This is a genomic window from Stenotrophomonas cyclobalanopsidis (assembly GCF_008710035.1).
In the GTDB taxonomy this organism is placed as follows: domain Bacteria; phylum Pseudomonadota; class Gammaproteobacteria; order Xanthomonadales; family Xanthomonadaceae; genus Stenotrophomonas; species Stenotrophomonas cyclobalanopsidis.
In genome coordinates, this window is record NZ_VYKI01000002.1 from 39264 (window position 1) to 55235 (window position 15972).

The 15972-nt window shown below is 68.0% G+C and carries 12 protein-coding genes and 1 pseudogene; 4 read left to right on the forward strand and 9 right to left on the reverse strand.

Annotated features, from left to right (window positions below; genetic code table 11):
- Positions 1–25 precede the first annotated feature (25 nt).
- Positions 26–772: a UDP-2,3-diacylglucosamine diphosphatase gene (gene lpxH / locus FJU31_RS02010; RefSeq protein WP_150453291.1), complete on the forward strand. Its 747-nt coding sequence runs from the start codon at positions 26–28 to the stop codon at positions 770–772.
- 94 nt (positions 773–866) lie between these two features.
- Here lpxH and FJU31_RS02015 read toward each other — a convergent pair whose 3' ends face one another.
- Positions 867–2120, reverse strand: a complete 1254-nt coding sequence (locus tag FJU31_RS02015; protein WP_150453292.1) for a zinc-dependent metalloprotease — start codon at positions 2118–2120, stop codon at positions 867–869.
- A 220-nt stretch (positions 2121–2340) separates the two neighbouring features.
- Between FJU31_RS02015 and FJU31_RS02020 the strand changes: the two genes are divergently transcribed.
- Entirely contained in the window at positions 2341–3828 is a 1488-nt protein-coding gene (locus FJU31_RS02020) for a DUF2235 domain-containing protein (RefSeq protein WP_150453293.1), read from the forward strand.
- A 43-nt stretch (positions 3829–3871) separates the two neighbouring features.
- Here the strand turns inward: FJU31_RS02020 and FJU31_RS02025 are convergent, their stop codons facing one another.
- The 7 genes and pseudogenes from FJU31_RS02025 to FJU31_RS02055 form a co-directional block, all read right to left on the reverse strand.
- A complete protein-coding gene (locus tag FJU31_RS02025; RefSeq protein WP_150453294.1) occupies positions 3872–4696 on the reverse strand; it encodes a ferritin-like domain-containing protein in 825 nt (274 codons plus the stop codon).
- Between the two features lie 10 nt (positions 4697–4706).
- Positions 4707–6173, reverse strand: coding sequence for an amidophosphoribosyltransferase (gene purF / locus FJU31_RS02030; RefSeq protein ID WP_108767876.1), 1467 nt, complete (start codon positions 6171–6173; stop codon positions 4707–4709).
- Between the two features lie 31 nt (positions 6174–6204).
- Positions 6205–6985, reverse strand: a pseudogene (locus tag FJU31_RS02035) (CvpA family protein).
- A 46-nt stretch (positions 6986–7031) separates the two neighbouring features.
- Positions 7032–8063, reverse strand: coding sequence for an SPOR domain-containing protein (locus FJU31_RS02040; protein ID WP_150453295.1), 1032 nt, complete (start codon positions 8061–8063; stop codon positions 7032–7034).
- Positions 8064–8143: 80 nt separating this feature from the next.
- Positions 8144–9415 carry a bifunctional tetrahydrofolate synthase/dihydrofolate synthase gene (gene folC, locus FJU31_RS02045; protein ID WP_150453296.1) on the reverse strand — a complete coding sequence of 424 codons (1272 nt, stop codon included), beginning with the start codon at positions 9413–9415 and terminating at the stop codon, positions 8144–8146.
- A 35-nt stretch (positions 9416–9450) separates the two neighbouring features.
- Positions 9451–10095: a histidine phosphatase family protein gene (locus FJU31_RS02050; RefSeq protein WP_150453297.1), complete on the reverse strand. Its 645-nt coding sequence runs from the start codon at positions 10093–10095 to the stop codon at positions 9451–9453.
- Positions 10096–10294: 199 nt separating this feature from the next.
- Positions 10295–12457 carry a S46 family peptidase gene (locus FJU31_RS02055; protein WP_150453298.1) on the reverse strand — a complete coding sequence of 721 codons (2163 nt, stop codon included), beginning with the start codon at positions 12455–12457 and terminating at the stop codon, positions 10295–10297.
- Between the two features lie 216 nt (positions 12458–12673).
- Here FJU31_RS02055 and tdh point away from each other — a divergent pair, with 216 nt between their 5' ends.
- Positions 12674–13696 carry an L-threonine 3-dehydrogenase gene (gene tdh / locus FJU31_RS02060; protein WP_150453460.1) on the forward strand — a complete coding sequence of 341 codons (1023 nt, stop codon included), beginning with the start codon at positions 12674–12676 and terminating at the stop codon, positions 13694–13696.
- Between the two features lie 93 nt (positions 13697–13789).
- Here tdh and FJU31_RS02065 read toward each other — a convergent pair whose 3' ends face one another.
- Positions 13790–14485, reverse strand: coding sequence for a TorF family putative porin (locus FJU31_RS02065; RefSeq protein WP_150453299.1), 696 nt, complete (start codon positions 14483–14485; stop codon positions 13790–13792).
- A 195-nt stretch (positions 14486–14680) separates the two neighbouring features.
- Here FJU31_RS02065 and kbl point away from each other — a divergent pair, with 195 nt between their 5' ends.
- A complete protein-coding gene (gene kbl, locus FJU31_RS02070; protein WP_150453300.1) occupies positions 14681–15889 on the forward strand; it encodes a glycine C-acetyltransferase in 1209 nt (402 codons plus the stop codon).
- Positions 15890–15972 lie beyond the last annotated feature (83 nt).

Consider the following 15972-nt stretch of genomic DNA (forward strand, 5'->3'; position numbering starts at 1 on the left):
CGAGCCGATGCCCTAGAATGCACGCATGACGACGCTGTTCATTTCCGATCTGCACCTGGACCCCAGCCGTCCAGCCATCACCGACCTGTTCCTGCGCTTCCTGCGCGAGGACGCGCCCGGCGCGGACGCGCTGTACATCCTGGGCGACCTGTTCGAAGCCTGGATCGGCGATGACACGCCTTCGCCAGCCGCCGATGCGGTGGCCGATGCGGTGAAGGTGCTGACCGACAGCGGCGTGGCGGTGTTCTTCATGCGTGGCAACCGCGATTTCCTGCTGGGCGAGGACTACGCCCGCCGCGCCGGCCTGCGCATCCTGCCCGACCCGTGCGTGATCGAGCTGTACGGCCGTGCGGTGATGCTGCAGCACGGCGACCTGCTGTGCACCGATGACATCCCCTACCAGCAGTTCCGTGCGCAGACCCGCGACCCGGTGTTCCAGGCGCAGTTCCTGTCGCAGCCACTGGCCGCGCGCATCGCCTTCGCGCAGAAGGCGCGCGATGCCAGCCAGGCACGCCAGTCGGAAATGAAGCAGGGTGACCGCGCGCAGTTCGAGACGGTCACCGACGTGGCCCCGGCCGAAGTCGAGGCGACCTTCGTGCGCCATGGCGTGGACACGATGATCCACGGCCACACCCACCGCCCGGCCATCCACACGCTGCAGGCCGGCGGCCGCAGCTGCACCCGCATCGTGCTGGGCGACTGGTACGAACAGGGTTCGGTCCTGCGCGTGGATGCCGACGGCTGGCGCCTGGATTCGCTCAAGCGCGAATGACGGATTGGCGGGTGCCCACCAAGGTTGGCATCTACCAGACCGCGCAGGCCGGTAGACGCCGCCCCTGGTCGGCGGGTGCCATCTGGTAATCGCCTCAGCGGAAGCCGGCCACCGTCTGCTTGGTGGTGACCAGTACGCGCTGGTTGTCGGCCGAACTGGCAATGCCCATCGGAATGCCGTTGTAGCTGATGTTCGGGTTGGACCAATAGTTCAGGCGCGGGCAGCCACGGGTGCAGTCATAGGCCATGATCGTGCGCCAGCCGGTACCGCTGGCCGGCTCGTAACGGTAGCCATGGCCGAACGCATACGGCGAGGTGCTCGGATCGTTGGCGGTGTCATGCCGGGCACTCTGCAGGTGGCCGATCTCGTGCGCGAACGAGTAGTAGCCCGTCGCGCAGTCCCAGTACACCGCCGCGAACGCCGTCGCCGCCGTTGAACCAATGCCCGAGGCCAGGCCGCAGTAGCTGGTGTTGTTGATCAGCAGCACGCCGACATCCGCCGTGGTGGAGTTGCGGCTGGCATGGATGCTGTCCATGTAGCCGTCGCTGGTGTTGCGGAAGCGGGTGAGGTCGGTGGTGAAGTTGCCCGACTCGGTGTAGCTGGTGGTTTCATAACCGGCCAGCTGCATGGTGATGCCGACGTTGCTGTTGGCATAGCCCTGGTTGGATTCGGCCACTGCCAGCTGCACCAACGACTGCATGTTGCCGCCGTAGGCCGCCACCGCCGCATTGGTGGCCACCACCAGCACGCGGATGGTGGCCGGCGTGCCCGACGAGGCCTGGGCGATGCCGAGGCGTTCACTGTCCCCCATCGGAATCTTCGGCAGCTGGTTGTAGTCGGCCGGATGATCGGCCGGCATCCGGGTTTCATCCACCGCCACCAGGATGTGGCGGTCGCCCAGTGGACGCAGGCGGTACAGCTTGCCGTCCTTGCGGATCGAGCCGGTGAGGGTGTTGCCCGAGCGAACCACGATCAGCGAATTGCCCGGATCGTCCTGGCCATTGGAGGTGGCTTTCTGCAGGCGGTCCGAGGGGATGCGGATCTGGCCATACCAGACGCTGCCGCCATCGGGCAGCGCTTCGACCCTGCTGCGGGTCGCCTGCACCTTCTGCCCCAGCAGCTCGAATTCCAGCTGCGGCTGCGCGGTGGCGGCCGCATCGATGCGCACTTCCTGCACCGTGGCGGTGGACGGCGTGGACAGCAGCCGGGCCAGCGCGGGATCACTGCCGGCCGAAGCGCGGCTGAGGATGGTCACCGGTTCAAACAACGGCGCAGCACTGGCCGCCGCCGCCACCGAAAGGCCCAACAACACGCCAACCGCCGTTCTACCCATCGATCTGGACATCATTCTGGTCGCTCCTGAAGTGAGGTGGACAGCCTTGATGCATCACGACCCGGTTTGCCGGGTCTGGCCATTCGGCGCGTCCGGCGCATGTGAATTCAATAGAAGATCCACGTGGGAATCCGGATCTGTGACGGAGCGCAGCAGCGTTCAGTCAGGTAAAAAGCGGCAGTACACTTCCCCAACACACAGCTTTCGCGCCACCGTGACGCGGCCACGACGGGAAATGCACATGGCACCAGGCCAGCACCAGGCAGACACCGGCGCCGATCCCGGCGCGCTTCGCATCGGCATCCTGCACATCGGCTTGTTCTTCGACGGCACCCGCAACAACGCGCACAACCTCGCACGCGGGCGCCCGCAGGCCCCGCAGCCGCGCCCTGCCCTGCTGCGTGCCGACGACGATTCGACCTACCAGAGCCGGCTGACCAGCAGCTACGACAACGGCACCACCAACATCACGAGGCTGTACCAGCTGTACCCGGACAGCCGGCGCACGCCCGGGGTTGGCGCATCGCTGGCGATCTACATCGAAGGCGTGGGCACCCGCGACGATGCCGAGGACGACCTGATCGGGCTGGCGTTCGGCGTGGGCGCCAGCGGCGTGCGCGCCAAGGTCCAGCGCGCGTTGCAGGTCCTGCTGCCGGCTGCCCTGGCCGCACTCGCTGCCGGGCAGCACACCCCGCTGCACGGCGTGCAGGTGGATCTGTTCGGTTACTCGCGTGGCGCAGCGGCGGCGCGCGATGTCGCCAACCAGCTGCGCGGCTGGGACGGCGCGCGCTGGCGTCAGCTGCTGCTGCAGGCGGGCCTGCCGTGCGCGGTGGATTTCGCGGTGCAGCGCCCGGCGCTGCGCTTCATCGGCCTGTTCGACACGGTGGTGGCGGTCAGCGGCGGCCGCGCCGACGAGCCGCCGCAGCTGGCCCTGCCTGCGGGGATCGCCGGCCGCGTGGTGCAGCTGGTGGCCCGCGATGAACACCGCCAGCACTACCCGCTGACCACGGTGGCACCGGCGCATGCCGAGATCGTGCTGCCCGGCGTGCATGCCAACATCGGCGGCGGCTACGACCAGGCCGAGGAAGGTCCGAAGCTGCTGAGCCGTCCGCGCCGGCAGCAGCTGCGCCGCCCGCCGGTGCCCGACTACCAGACGCCTTCACTGGCGCAGCTGCAGGCGACCACGGTGTACGCCGAAGCACAGGCCGATGCCGAGCGCTGGCGGCAGCAGCTGGGCGTGGATGAGAAGGAGGTGTGGGTGGATGTCTGGCACCAGTGGCAGCAGCATCGCCCTGCCGGCAGCCGCAGCGTGCTGCTGGCCCCGGTGCTGTACGTGACCGCAGCGGTGGTGCTGCGCCGGCCCATCGACTGGCGTTACCAGCTGATCGCCCTGCAGGTGATGCAGCGGCAGGCCCGCGACGCCGGCGTGCAGTGGACCGCCGAGGCCGCCGACGTGGCGGACTGGGCGCTGCCCACCGCACTGCAGCCGATCGCACGGCGCCTGCTGGACGGCCAGGCACTGACCCCTACGCAGGAAGCACTGCTGCGCCGCCGCTACCTGATGCAGTCAGCGCACTGGAACTTCGATGCCCTGGGCGACACCGCGCTGACCTATGCCGCCGATGCCGGGGTGAGCGAGTTGCCGTATCGACCCGGGCCGGGGTTGTTCTACATCAACCGGCCCACGGTGGATGGCAAGCGCGTGGTCCTGCCCAACGCATGAAGCGGATCCACGCATCGCGTGGATCTACTGGTGCGTGGATGGATCAGCCGGCCTGTTCGATCAGGTTGGCCAGTTCGTCGGCATCGAACCCGGCCAGCAGGCGGGCTTCGAGGTTGAACGGGCCGTGCAGGTAACCGCCGGCGTATTCCAGCAGCAGTTCCTTGAAGCGTGCGCGCGGTTCGACACCAGCGCGTTCGCAATACCACCGGTACCAGCGCGAACCGGCGGCGACATGCGCCACTTCCTCGCGCAGGATCACTTCCAGCACATCGGCAGTTTCAGCGTCGCCGACATTGCGCAGCTTCTCGATCATGCCCGGCGTCACGTCCAGCCCGCGGGCTTCCAGCACGCGCGGCACCAGTGCCATGCGCGCCAGGCCATCGTGCGCGGTCTTCTCGCACATTTCCCACAGGCCGTTGTGCGCGGGGAAATCGGCGTACTCGTGGCCATGCACCTGCAGCCGCTCGCGCAGCAGCAGGAAGTGCCGCGACTCGTCATCGGCACAACTGACCCAGTCGGCATGGAACGCCGCCGGCAGGCCACGGAAGCGATACACCGCATCCCAGGCCAGGTCGATCGCGTTCAGTTCGATATGGGCGATGGCGTGGATGAAGGCAGCGCGGCCTTCGACCCCGCCCAGCCCGCGCCGCGGGACCTGCCGCGGGTGCACCAGCACCAGCTGCGCGGGGCGGCCGGGCATGCGGATCGCGTCGGGCGGCGGCGCGTCGGCGGCCACCTTCAGGCGGCCAGCACGGAACGCGGCCGCATAGGCCTGGGTCAGCGCGACCTTGCGCAGCGGGTCGGCTTCGGCAAGGCACTGCTGCGCAGCGCGCAGCAGGTCGCCACCGACGTCGGGGACATCCACCACGGCCTGGGCCTCAGGCGCGGCGCTTGTGCTTGGCGTCGTCCGAACGCAGCTGCTGGATGCGCTCGAAGTAGCCCGGCTCGATGCCCGTCGGGTAATGGCCGTTGAAGCACGACGAATCGAAGCTGCGCAGCGCCGTGTTGCCTTCGCTCACCGCCGCTTCCATGTCCTCGATGTCCTGGTAGATCAGCCAGTCGCAGCCCAGGTGGGCTTCGATCTCTTCCACCGTGCGGTTGTGCGCGACCAGTTCCTCGGCCGCCGGCATGTCGATGCCGTAGATGTTCGGGAAACGCACCGGCGGCGCGGCGCTGGCCAGGTAGACCTTGCGCGCGCCCGCGTCACGGGCCATCTGCACGATCTGCTGGCTGGTGGTGCCGCGCACGATCGAATCATCCACCAGCAGCACCACGCGGTTGCGGAACTCCAGGTGGATCGGATTGAGCTTGCGGCGCACCGACTTCACCCGCTCACCCTGGCCCGGCATGATGAAGGTGCGGCCGATGTAGCGGTTCTTGATGAAGCCTTCGCGGTACTTCACGCCGAGCACGTTGGAGATTTCCAGCGCGGCGTCGCGCGAGGTGTCCGGGATCGGGATGATCGTGTCGATGTCGTGGTCCGGGCGCAGGCGCAGGATCTTCTCGCCCAGCTTGATGCCCATGCGCATGCGCGCCTTGTGCACCGACACGTTGTCGATCATCGAATCGGGACGTGCGAAGTACACGTACTCGAAAATGCACGGGGTGTGCTCGGCCGGCTCGGCGCAGATCTCCGAGAACAGCTCGCCACGCGCGGTGATCACCAGCGCTTCACCCGGCTGCACGTCGCGCACGCGCTGGAAGCCCAGCACGTCGAGCGCGGCCGATTCGGAGGCCACGATGTACTCGTCGCCTTCGGCGTGGCTGCGCTTGCCCAGCACCAGCGGACGGATGCCATGCGGATCGCGGAAGGCGACCAGGCCCAGGCCCAGCACCACGCTGACCACCGCATAGCCGCCCTTGCAGCGGCGGTGCACGCCGGCGACGGCGCGGATGGCCGCTTCCGGGCTGAGCTGGCGCTGCTGCTCCAGTTCGTAGGCGAACACGTTCAGCAGCACTTCGCTGTCCGAATCGGTGTTGACGTTGCGGCGGTCCTGCTCGAACACCTGGCGACGCAGGTCTTCGGTGTTGATCAGGTTGCCGTTGTGGGCCAGCGCGATGCCGTACGGCGAATTGACGTAGAACGGCTGCGCCTCGTCCATGCCTTCCGAACCGGCGGTCGGGTAACGCACGTGGGCGATGCCGATGTTGCCTTCCAGGGTGGACATGGTGCGGGCGTCGAACACGTCGCGGACCAGGCCGGTGGCCTTCTGTACCCGCAGGCGGCTGCCGCTGGCGGTGGCGATGCCTGCCGCGTCCTGGCCGCGATGCTGGAGGACGGTCAAGCCGTCATACAACTGCCCGGCGACGTTCTGGTTGCCGACGATTCCGACGATGCCACACATGGTGCGAGGTCTCCGCTGGGCATGCGCCCAGTTACAGGGAAGGTGGCCATGCCTGGCCTTCAGTGATCGCCGCGCCTGCGGTCGACGTTGGCCGGATCGTCCGGCTCGATGTTGCCTGGCAGTGCTGGGGCATCCGGGCGCACTTCGGCCGGATCATGTTCGCTGCCCTGTTCCGCTTTCGCAGGCCGCAGCCATCCGCTGCCCGCCACTACCTGGTTGAGGATGCCATTATCGCCTGTCGCGCCCGGCTTGCCCAACCCGGCGCCCGCGTTCCTGCCCATTTCCATCAACGCAGATGGGGACAAAGTGTCCACTGGCAAGGCCTTGGGCAGCAGATCGGTGCCCGGTACCTCCCAGTGCGGCAGCTTGCTGTCCATCCAGGCCACGGCCGGGTTCAGCACCGGGCGCAGGCTGGAGTTGCGCCAGGACGGCTCGACGGTCAACGGGGTGAAGCTGCCCAGCAGCAACAGGATGGCCGCGATCAGCCCGCCCCGCACGGTACCCAGCACGCCGCCCAGCAGGCGGTCCAGGCTGCCCAGCATGTTGCGGTGGACGATGTGCTTGATGACCATGCCGATGACCGCGACCACCAGCATCACGCCGATGCCGACGCCCAGGTAGCCACCGACGAAGTGCTCGCCGCCCGGCGCGGCCGGGGCCGACCACCAGCGCGCGGCATCACTGCCGAAGGCAAAGGCCGCCCAGGCGGCGACCAGCCATGAGACGGTGCCGATGACGATGCTCACGAAGCCGCGCAGCAAGCCGAGCAGGGCCGAGGCGGCAATCACGAACAGCAGCACCACGTCGATCATGGCGCCCCGCTCCTTCGGCGGCGCTGGCAACGGGGCTGCAGGCAGGTCATGGGTGTGGTCGCACCATGCCGGCCACGCCGACCTTGGCGGCGACCTGCGCCTTCAGCTGTTCGGCGTCGGCGCGGTTGGCCACCGGCCCGACCCGCACGCGGTGCAGGGTGCCCTTTTCGGTGCGGACCTGCTCGACGAAGGCGCTGAAACCGGCGGCGCGGACCTTGTCGCGCAGCGCGTTGGCATCGTTGGCCTGACCGAACGCCCCCAGCTGCACGGCGAAGCCGACGCTGCTGGCAGCCGGGGCGGCCGGCGTGGCCGGGGCCTCGGGCTTGCTGGGCGTCGCTTCCGGCTTCGGCTGCGGCTTGGCCGGTTCCGGCTTGGGCTGCGGCTTGGGCGCTTCCGGCTTCGGGGCCGGCGGCGTCGCTGCGGTCGGGGTACTGGCCGGCAGGCTCTCGCTGCGCACCGGGTTGGCGCCCGTCTGCGATGGCGCAGCAACCGGAGTGCTGGCACTGGGTGCAGCCGGGGTGGCTGCCACGGCCGCGGACGGCGCGGTGCTGGCGTCCAGGGTGATCACTTCGGCCTTGACGTCGCCGCGGACCTTCACGGCCTGCAGGCGCGCGGCTTCGGCCTGCGCGCGGTCGGCATACGGCCCCACGCGCACGCGCCAGGCCGGGCGGCCATTGATCGATGCGGTTTCGGTGAAGCCCGGCAGCTGCGAACGCTTCAGGTAGGCGATGACCGCATCGGCATCGGCCTGGCTGCCGTAGGCACCGAAGGTGACCGCGTAGTTGCCGGCAGCGACGGCCGGCGAGGTATCGACGGTGGGCGGAGTGGCCGGCGCGGCAGCCTCCTCGACCGGCTTGGCCTGGCCGCTCTGCAGGCCGGTGGCGCCACCGGCCGGGGCGACCAGCGGCAGCTCACGGGTTTCGAACTGGCCGTCGCCCGGCGCTTCGGGCGCGGCGATCGGCACATTGGCCACGCCACTGTCCGGGGCAGGCCCCTTGACCAGCATCGGCAGGAAAATCACGGCCAAGGCCACCAGGACGATGGCACCAATCAGACGCTGTTTCAGGGGCGTATCCACGTGAGGCTGGCGACAGGGGCGGAGATGGTTCGATTATACGGGTGCCGGGACCATCGGCGTCGGCGCTGGCTGAACGCGGATCAGGAACGGTCCTGCAGCCACTGCAGCGCGGCGGCAGCGGTGTGGAACGAGCCGAACACCAGCACCCGGTCACCGCGCGCGGCCTGGGCCAGCACCTGCTGCAGCGCCTGCTCGACGCTGTCGGCCAGTGCGGCGGTGGCGGCCGGCGTATCGGCCAGGCGCGCCTGCAGCTGCTGCGCGGTCTGCCCACGCGGCCCTTCAAGGCCGGCCAGGGTCCACTGCGCGACGCTGTCCCGCAGCGCCTGCACCACGCCTACGGCATCCTTGTCCTGCAGCGCCGCATACACCGCCAGGGTGCGGCCGGGCGCCACTTCGGCGTTCAGCGCGCGCGCCAGCTGGCCTGCAGCCTGCGGGTTGTGGCCGACGTCCACGCGGATCTGCACGCCGTCGCGCTCGAAGGCCTGCATGCGGCCGGCGATGCGCGCGGCAGCGATGCCCGCGGCCCAGGCGGCACGCGGCACCGGCTTGTCCAGCGCGCGCAGCGCGGCAATGGCGGCACCGGCATTGGCCAGCTGGATCGGGCCGGCCAGGGCCGGGGTCGGCAGCTCCATGCGCAGGCCGACATCGCGCCAGCGCCAGCGCTGGGCGTCGATCGGCTCGTAGAAATAATCACTGCCACCGCGGATGGCATTGGCGCCCACCCGATAGGCGCGTGCCAGCACGCTGGACGGCGGGTCGGTCTCGCCCAGGATCACCGGCTTCCAGCCGCGGATGATGCCGGCCTTCTCGGCGCCGATCGCCTCGCGGTCCTCGCCCAGCCACTCGGCATGGTCGATGTCCACGGTGGTGATGACCGAGACGTCGGCATCGATGATGTTGACCGCATCCAGGCGGCCGCCCAGGCCTACTTCGAGCACGGCCAGGTCCAGCCCGGCGTCGGCGAACAGCTGCAGCGCGGCCAGCGTGCCGTACTCGAAATAGGTCAGGGTGATGTCACCGCGCGCCGCTTCCACCGTGTTGAACGCTGCGACGAGCGCGGCGTCGTCCACGTCCTGGCCATCGATGCGCACCCGCTCGTTGTAGCGCAGCAGGTGCGGCGAGGTGTACGCGCCGACCTTCCAGCCGGCGGCACGGCCGATGGCCTCGATGAAAGCAACCGTGGAGCCCTTGCCGTTGGTGCCACCGACCACGATGGTGTGCCCGGCCGGCGCGCCCAGGCCCATCGCGGTGGCCACCGCGCGCACGCGCTCCAGGCCCATGTCGATGGTCGCCGGGTGCTGGCGTTCAATGTAGTCCAGCCAGTCGGCCAGGGTGGTCGGGGTGTTCGTCACGGCAGGGGTTCCAGCAGAAGCAGGTGGTTCGGGAATCAGAGGGCGCGGTGCTTGGCTTCGCCGAAGAACGGCGTGTGGTGGGCGCAGTCGTTCAGGCGGACCACTTCCAGGCTGTCCAGGTCGGCGCCTTCGAGCAGGTTCAGGGTGGTCGGCGCCTGGCGGAAGGTCCACAGGCGGGAAATCGGCAGGCCGAGCACCTTGCACAGGATCACCCGGTTGACCGCGTCATGGGCGACCACCAGCAGGGTGTCGTGCTCGCCGAGGCCTTCGGCGGCACGGGCCAGGCCACGCCAGCTGCGCTCGAGCACCAGGCGCAGCGATTCGCCGCCGGGCATCAGCACGGTATCGGGTTCCTCGCGCCAGGCCTTCAGGCGCGACGGGTCTTTTTCGTTGATCTCGCTGGCCAGCAGGCCTTCCCACTCACCGTGGGCGATTTCCTGCAGGTCCGGTTCGGTCTGCAGCATGGCGGCGCGGTCGGCACCGAGGGCGAGCTGGGCGGTCAGCCGGGCGCGCGCGAGCGGCGAGGCCACCGCACGGGTGATGTCCACTGGAGCGAGACGGGCGCCCAAGGCCTGGGCCTGGGCTTCGCCGATGGGCGAAAGCGGGATGTCGATCTGGCCCTGGTAGCGGCCTTCGGCGTTCCACGGCGTTTCGCCGTGACGGGCAAGCAGGATGCGCATGCGAACAAGGGGTCCTGGGGGGAGGAAGAGTCCGCGTTCGTTCACATCCTGTGAAGTCTGCGGAACAGGGATGATACCTGTTCGGGGGACCGGGCCGGTCGGGGCATTAAAAAACCCCGCGACCGAGGTCGCGGGGTTTGGGGGTTGCGGGCGGATTCCGCCGGGCATGGCCCGGCGCTACCGCGATCAAAGCCGGCCGTTATTTGGCCAGGTTCAGTTCCTTCAGCAGCTGCGGCGCCGGCGCCACTTCCTGCATGATCCACTGCATGTAGCGGCTGTCCACGGCGATCATGCGGGTCATCACCGGGTCGAACACCCAGTTGGAGCTGACCGATTCCCAGTTGCCGTCAAAGGCCAGGCCGACCAGCTTGCCGTGCGCGTCCAGCACCGGCGAACCGGAGTTGCCACCGGTGATGTCCAGGTTGGACAGGAAGTTCACCGGCACCGAACCGATGCGCTTGTCTTCCAGGCCACCGTAACGCTTGGCCTTGACCGCATCGAGCAGCGCCTTCGGCGAATCGAACGGGTCTTCGCCGGTTTCCTTGGCGGCCACGCCTTCCAGGGTGGTGAACGGGGTGTACTGCACGCCGTCCTTGCCATAGCCCATGACGTTGCCGAAGGTGATGCGCAGCGACAGGTTGGCGTCCGGGTAGACGAACTCGCCCTGGCTCTTCTTGTAGTCGGCCACGGCCTGCAGGTACAGCGGACGCGCGGTCAGCGATTCGCCTTCGCGGATCTTGCGCTGTTCTTCCTGCTTCAGCAGCGCCGGCATGACGGCCACGGCGTACTGGATGGCCGGATCGGTGCTGGCTTCGAAGGCGGCGCGGTCGGCGCTGAACCACTTCAGGCGCGTATCGAGGCTGCCCAGCTGGGTGCCTGACAGCTTGCCAACCATCGACTTCACGGCGGCCTCGTCGCTGCCGCCCAGCCACGTGTTCAGCACGTCGTTGTCACGCTGCGCGGCCGGCAGGGCCACGTACTGGTCCAGCCAGTAGGTCTGCAGCTGCTGGTCCATCTTCGCCACGTAGCGGCGGTCCATCTGCTTCAGGCCACCTTCGATGGTGGTCAGGTCGCGCTGCTGGTAGCCGGCTTCGCGCTCGGCGTCCGGCTTGGTGCGCTCGATCGACAGGCGGTACAGGGTGATGGCGGCGCTGACGGCCGAGGTGTTGTTGAACTGCGATACGAACAGGTCGCGCTCACGCGTGGCCTTGCTGGTGTCCAGGTGCTTGAGCAGCTGCGCGTGCGCGGCCAGGGCCGGCTTGCCGGCGGCGCCCTGCTTCTTCAGCCAGGCCAGCACGGCGGCTTCTTCGGCCTGCTTCTGGCCGGCCGCGTCGATGCGCTTGAAGCCTTCCAGCTGGCCCAGGTAGTTCTTGGCCACGTTGTTCATGCTGGCGGCGGTGGCGGCGTACTTCACCTTCACGTCCGGGTCGGCCTTGCCGGCCTCGTCGATCATCTTCAGCGCCGCGTTGTAGTGGCGGGCGATGGTCGGGTAGGTGAAGCTGGCGGTCTCGTTGAACTCACCGGCCAGGGCGTAGCGGTTGGTGCGGCCCGGGTAGCCGGCCACCATCACGAAGTCGTCGGCGCCCAGCGGCTGGTCGGCGAACTTCAGGAAGTGCTTGGGCTGGTACGGCACGTTGTCGGCCGAGAATGCCGCAGGCTTGCCGTCCTTGCCGACGTAGGCGCGGTAGAACGAGAAATCGCCGGTGTGGCGCGGCCACATCCAGTTGTCGATGTCGCCGCCGAACTTGCCGACGCTGCCCGGAGGCGCGTAGACCAGGCGCACGTCCTTGATTTCCATGTTGCGGAACAGGCGGTAGGTGTTGCCGCCGCTGAACGAGTAGAGGCGGCAGCGGAAGCCGGCGTCGGCCTCACAGGCGGCGACCTGGGCCTTGTCGAAGGCATCCAGGGCACGGCTGCGGGCCAGCGGATCCTTGCCGGCGGCAGCGATGGCGGCCTTGGCCTGGGCGGTGACGTCGGTGATCTGGTCGAGCACGAAGACGCGGGCGTTCGGGCCGGCGCTCAGTTCGTCGCTGAGCTTGGGCGCGTTGAAGCCGTCCTTGATCAGGTTCTTCTGCGCGGTCGAATTGAGCTGGATGGCGCCGTAGGCACAGTGGTGGTTGGTGACTACCAGGCCCTGCGGGGACACGAAGCTGGCGGTGCAGCCGCCGAGCGCGACCACCGCGCCCATCGGGTCGCCGGTCAGGTCGGCCAGCTGTTCAGGGGACAGCTTCAGGCCGGCCTTTTGCAGCGGGCCGGCGATTTCCGGCAGCTGCTGCGGCACCCACATGCCTTCGGCGGCATGGGCGACTTGGACCAGCCCGAGGCTGGCGACGACGGAGAATGCAAGCAGGTTCGAGCGCATCGAGCGGCCCCTGGTGAAAGAACCGCCGAGTGTAGCCCAGCCCCCTGCCCCGCCCCGATCCCCGGAAGTCATGGCCCGACCCACTGCCCTCCGCCGGGCATGGCCCGGCGCTACCGGGAGCGCCAAAGCACCCGCAGCGCAACATGGGGAATCCGCGTGGGCCTCTATAATCCGCGTTTTCCCCCTGATGAGTTCCACCCGATGGCGCAGCAAACGATGAAGGCCCTGGTCAAGCGCGAAGCAGCCAAGGGCATCTGGCTCGAAGAGGTTCCGGTGCCGACGCCGGGCCCGAACGAGGTACTGATCAAACTGGAAAAGACCGCCATCTGCGGCACCGACCTGCACATCTACCTGTGGGACGAGTGGAGCCAGCGCACCATCAAGCCGGGCCTGACCATCGGCCACGAGTTCGTCGGCCGCGTCGCCGGACTCGGCTCGGCCGTCACCGGCTACGAGATCGGCCAGCGCGTGTCGGCCGAAGGCCACATCGTCTGCGGCCACTGCCGCAACTGCCGCGGCGGCCGCCCGCACCTGTGCCCGAACACCGTCGGCATCGGCGTCAACGTCAACGGCGCCTTCGCCGAATACATGGTGATGCCGGCCAGCAACCTGTGGCCGATCCCCGACCAGATCCCGTCCGAGCTGGCCGCCTTCTTCGACCCGTACGGCAATGCCGCGCACTGCGCGCTGGAATTCGACGTCATCGGCGAGGACGTGCTGATCACCGGCGCAGGCCCGATCGGCATCATCGCCGCCGGTATCTGCAAGCACATCGGTGCGCGCAACGTGGTGGTCACCGACGTCAACGACTTCCGCCTGAAGCTGGCGGCAGACATGGGTGCCACCCGCGTGGTCAACGTCGCCAACCAGTCGCTGAAGGAGGTGATGAAGGAACTGCACATGGAGGGCTTCGACGTGGGCCTGGAAATGAGCGGCAACCCGCGCGCGTTCAACGACATGCTCGACTGCATGTACCACGGCGGCAAGATCGCCATGCTCGGCATCATGCCCAAGGGCGCCGGCTGCGACTGGGACAAGATCATCTTCAAGGGCCTGACCGTGCAGGGCATCTACGGCCGCAAGATGTACGAGACCTGGTACAAGATGACCCAGCTGGTGCTGTCCGGCTTCCCGCTGGGCAAGGTGATGACCCACCAGCTGCCGATCGATGATTTCCAGAAGGGCTTCGACCTGATGGAAGAAGGCAAGGCCGGCAAGGTCGTGCTCAGCTGGAACTGAACGGCATACGGTAGCGCCGGGCCATGCCCGGCGTTGCTGGAAAGAAAAAGGCGCCCATCGGGCGCCTTTTTCGTGGACAGCAGCAGTGTCGGATCACTTGCCGATCGCGACGGTCAGCACGACGCGGTTGTCGGCGAGCTTGCCGTTGTTGTCGCGGCCTGCGCCATCGGTGCCGTGGTAGGCCACGCCCAGGTTGAACATGCCGAACTGGCGGGACACGCCGACGTTGAAATCGGTGTAATCCTTGCCGTAGGCCGATTCAAGCGTGGTGCGGCCGACGTTGGCGCTCAGCGTGAAGTCCTGCGGCAGTCCCCACTCCCCGCCGACGGCGTAATACCAGCTCTTGGTATCGGAACCGGACAGGTCGTTGGTGTAGGCCACGGTGAGCTTGTACTGCTCGGCAAACGTGGTGGTGGTGATCAGCTCGTTGTAGTTCAGTTCGCTGGCACCGGGGTAGGTGTAGCGGTTGAGCAGCACGTCGAAGTTGACCTTGTCGCTGACGTCGATGCCGTAGCCGATCAGGTAGTCCAGCTCGACGCTCGGGTCGCCCGGCCCGAAATCGACACCCGATCCCCACACGCCTGCGTAAAGGCCAACCGGGCTGGTATAGGTGAAGCCGGCCTGCAGGGTGGGATCTTCGTCGGTCTGGGAGACGCCACGGAACACGTAGTCGGACACGCCGGTCACGTTCCAGCTGTACGGCGATGCGGCCTTATCCTGGGCACTGGCGGCGAAGGGGGCGAGACAGAGGGCGGCGGCGAGGGCGAGGCAGCTGCGGGCAGGCTTCATGTGCATCTCCGGTGGGCGGTGCGGGGGAAGGCGGGTGGCGCGGCCGGCGGAGTCGCTACCGGTTCACGGTTTTTTAACCTGTTTGATATTGCGATGCAACATGTGCCGGCCATGGCGATGGACCGCTGCAGGCGGCTGCCGGCCATCGTTGCCCGGTAGAATCAGCGGTTTCCCGTGCTGAGCCGTGCCCACGCCATGACCGAGACCTCCTCTGCCCTGACCCGCCACTACGCCGAGGAACTGGACGCCATCCGCGCCCAGGGCCTGTTCAAGTCCGAGCGGATCATCACCAGCCCGCAGTCGGCCGAGATCACCCTCGACGATGGCCGCACCGTGCTCAACTTCTGCGCCAACAACTACCTGGGCCTGGCCGACCACCCGGACCTGATCCAGGCGGCCAAGGACGCCCTGGACAGCCACGGCTTCGGCATGGCCTCGGTGCGCTTCATCTGCGGCACCCAGGACCTGCACAAGCAGCTGGAAAAGCAGATCGCCGACTTCTTCGGCAAGCAGGACACCATCCTGTACGCGGCCTGCTTTGACGCCAACGGCGGCCTGTTCGAGCCGCTGCTCGGCGAGAACGACGCGATCATTTCCGACGCGCTGAACCACGCCTCGATCATCGACGGCGTGCGCCTGTGCAAGGCCAAGCGCTTCCGCTACGCCAACTGCGATATGGCCGACCTGGAAGCGCAGCTGCAGGCCGCCGATGCCGCCGGCTGCAAGACCAAGCTGATCACCACCGATGGCGTGTTCTCGATGGACGGCTTCATCGCCCCGCTGGATGAGATCACCGCGCTGGCGAAGAAGTACAACGCGCTGGTGCACATCGACGAATGCCATGCCACCGGCTTCCTCGGTGCCAGCGGCCGCGGCTCGGCTGAAGTGAAGGGCGTGCTGGAGAAGATCGACATCATCACCGGCACCCTGGGCAAGGCCATGGGCGGCGCGCTGGGCGGCTTCACCTGCGCCAGCGCCGAGGTGATCGAGCTGCTGCGCCAGCGCTCGCGCCCGTACCTGTTCTCCAACTCGCTGCCGCCGCACGTGGTCGCCGCCGGCATCAAGGCCTTCGAGATGCTGGCCGCCGCTGACGACCTGCGCGACACGCTGGCGCAGAACACCGCCTACTTCCGCGAGAAGATGACCGCTGCAGGTTTCGACGTGAAGCCGGGCGTGCACCCGATCAGCCCTGTGATGCTGTACGACGCACCGCTGGCGCAGAAGTTCGCCGAGCGTCTGCTGGAAGAAGGCATCTACGCGATCGGCTTCTTCTTCCCGGTGGTGCCCAAGGGCCAGGCGCGCATCCGTACCCAGATCAGCGCCGCGCACACGCGTGAGCACTTGGACCGCGCCATCGATGCGTTCACCCGCATCGGCCTGGAACTGGGCGTGATCAAGGGCTGATGACGCACCGGGGTCGGATCCCTTTCCGAAGGAAAGGGCTCTGACCCCAGCACCCAAAGCGTGCCGACCAAGGTCGGCACCTA

Bases quoted from the DNA above. Each gene is read 5' to 3' on its own strand.
- FJU31_RS02065 (WP_150453299.1), bottom strand. From the start codon at position 14,485: ATGAAGCCTGCCCGCAGCTGCCTCGCCCTCGCCGCCGCCCTCTGTCTC.
- lpxH (WP_150453291.1), top strand. From the start codon at position 26: ATGACGACGCTGTTCATTTCCGATCTGCACCTGGACCCCAGCCGTCCA.
- kbl (WP_150453300.1), top strand. From the start codon at position 14,681: ATGACCGAGACCTCCTCTGCCCTGACCCGCCACTACGCCGAGGAACTG.
- FJU31_RS02055 (WP_150453298.1), bottom strand. From the start codon at position 12,457: ATGCGCTCGAACCTGCTTGCATTCTCCGTCGTCGCCAGCCTCGGGCTG.
- tdh (WP_150453460.1), top strand. From the start codon at position 12,674: ATGAAGGCCCTGGTCAAGCGCGAAGCAGCCAAGGGCATCTGGCTCGAA.
- purF (WP_108767876.1), bottom strand. From the start codon at position 6,173: ATGTGTGGCATCGTCGGAATCGTCGGCAACCAGAACGTCGCCGGGCAG.
- FJU31_RS02020 (WP_150453293.1), top strand. From the start codon at position 2,341: ATGCACATGGCACCAGGCCAGCACCAGGCAGACACCGGCGCCGATCCC.
- FJU31_RS02050 (WP_150453297.1), bottom strand. From the start codon at position 10,095: ATGCGCATCCTGCTTGCCCGTCACGGCGAAACGCCGTGGAACGCCGAA.
- FJU31_RS02015 (WP_150453292.1), bottom strand. From the start codon at position 2,120: ATGATGTCCAGATCGATGGGTAGAACGGCGGTTGGCGTGTTGTTGGGC.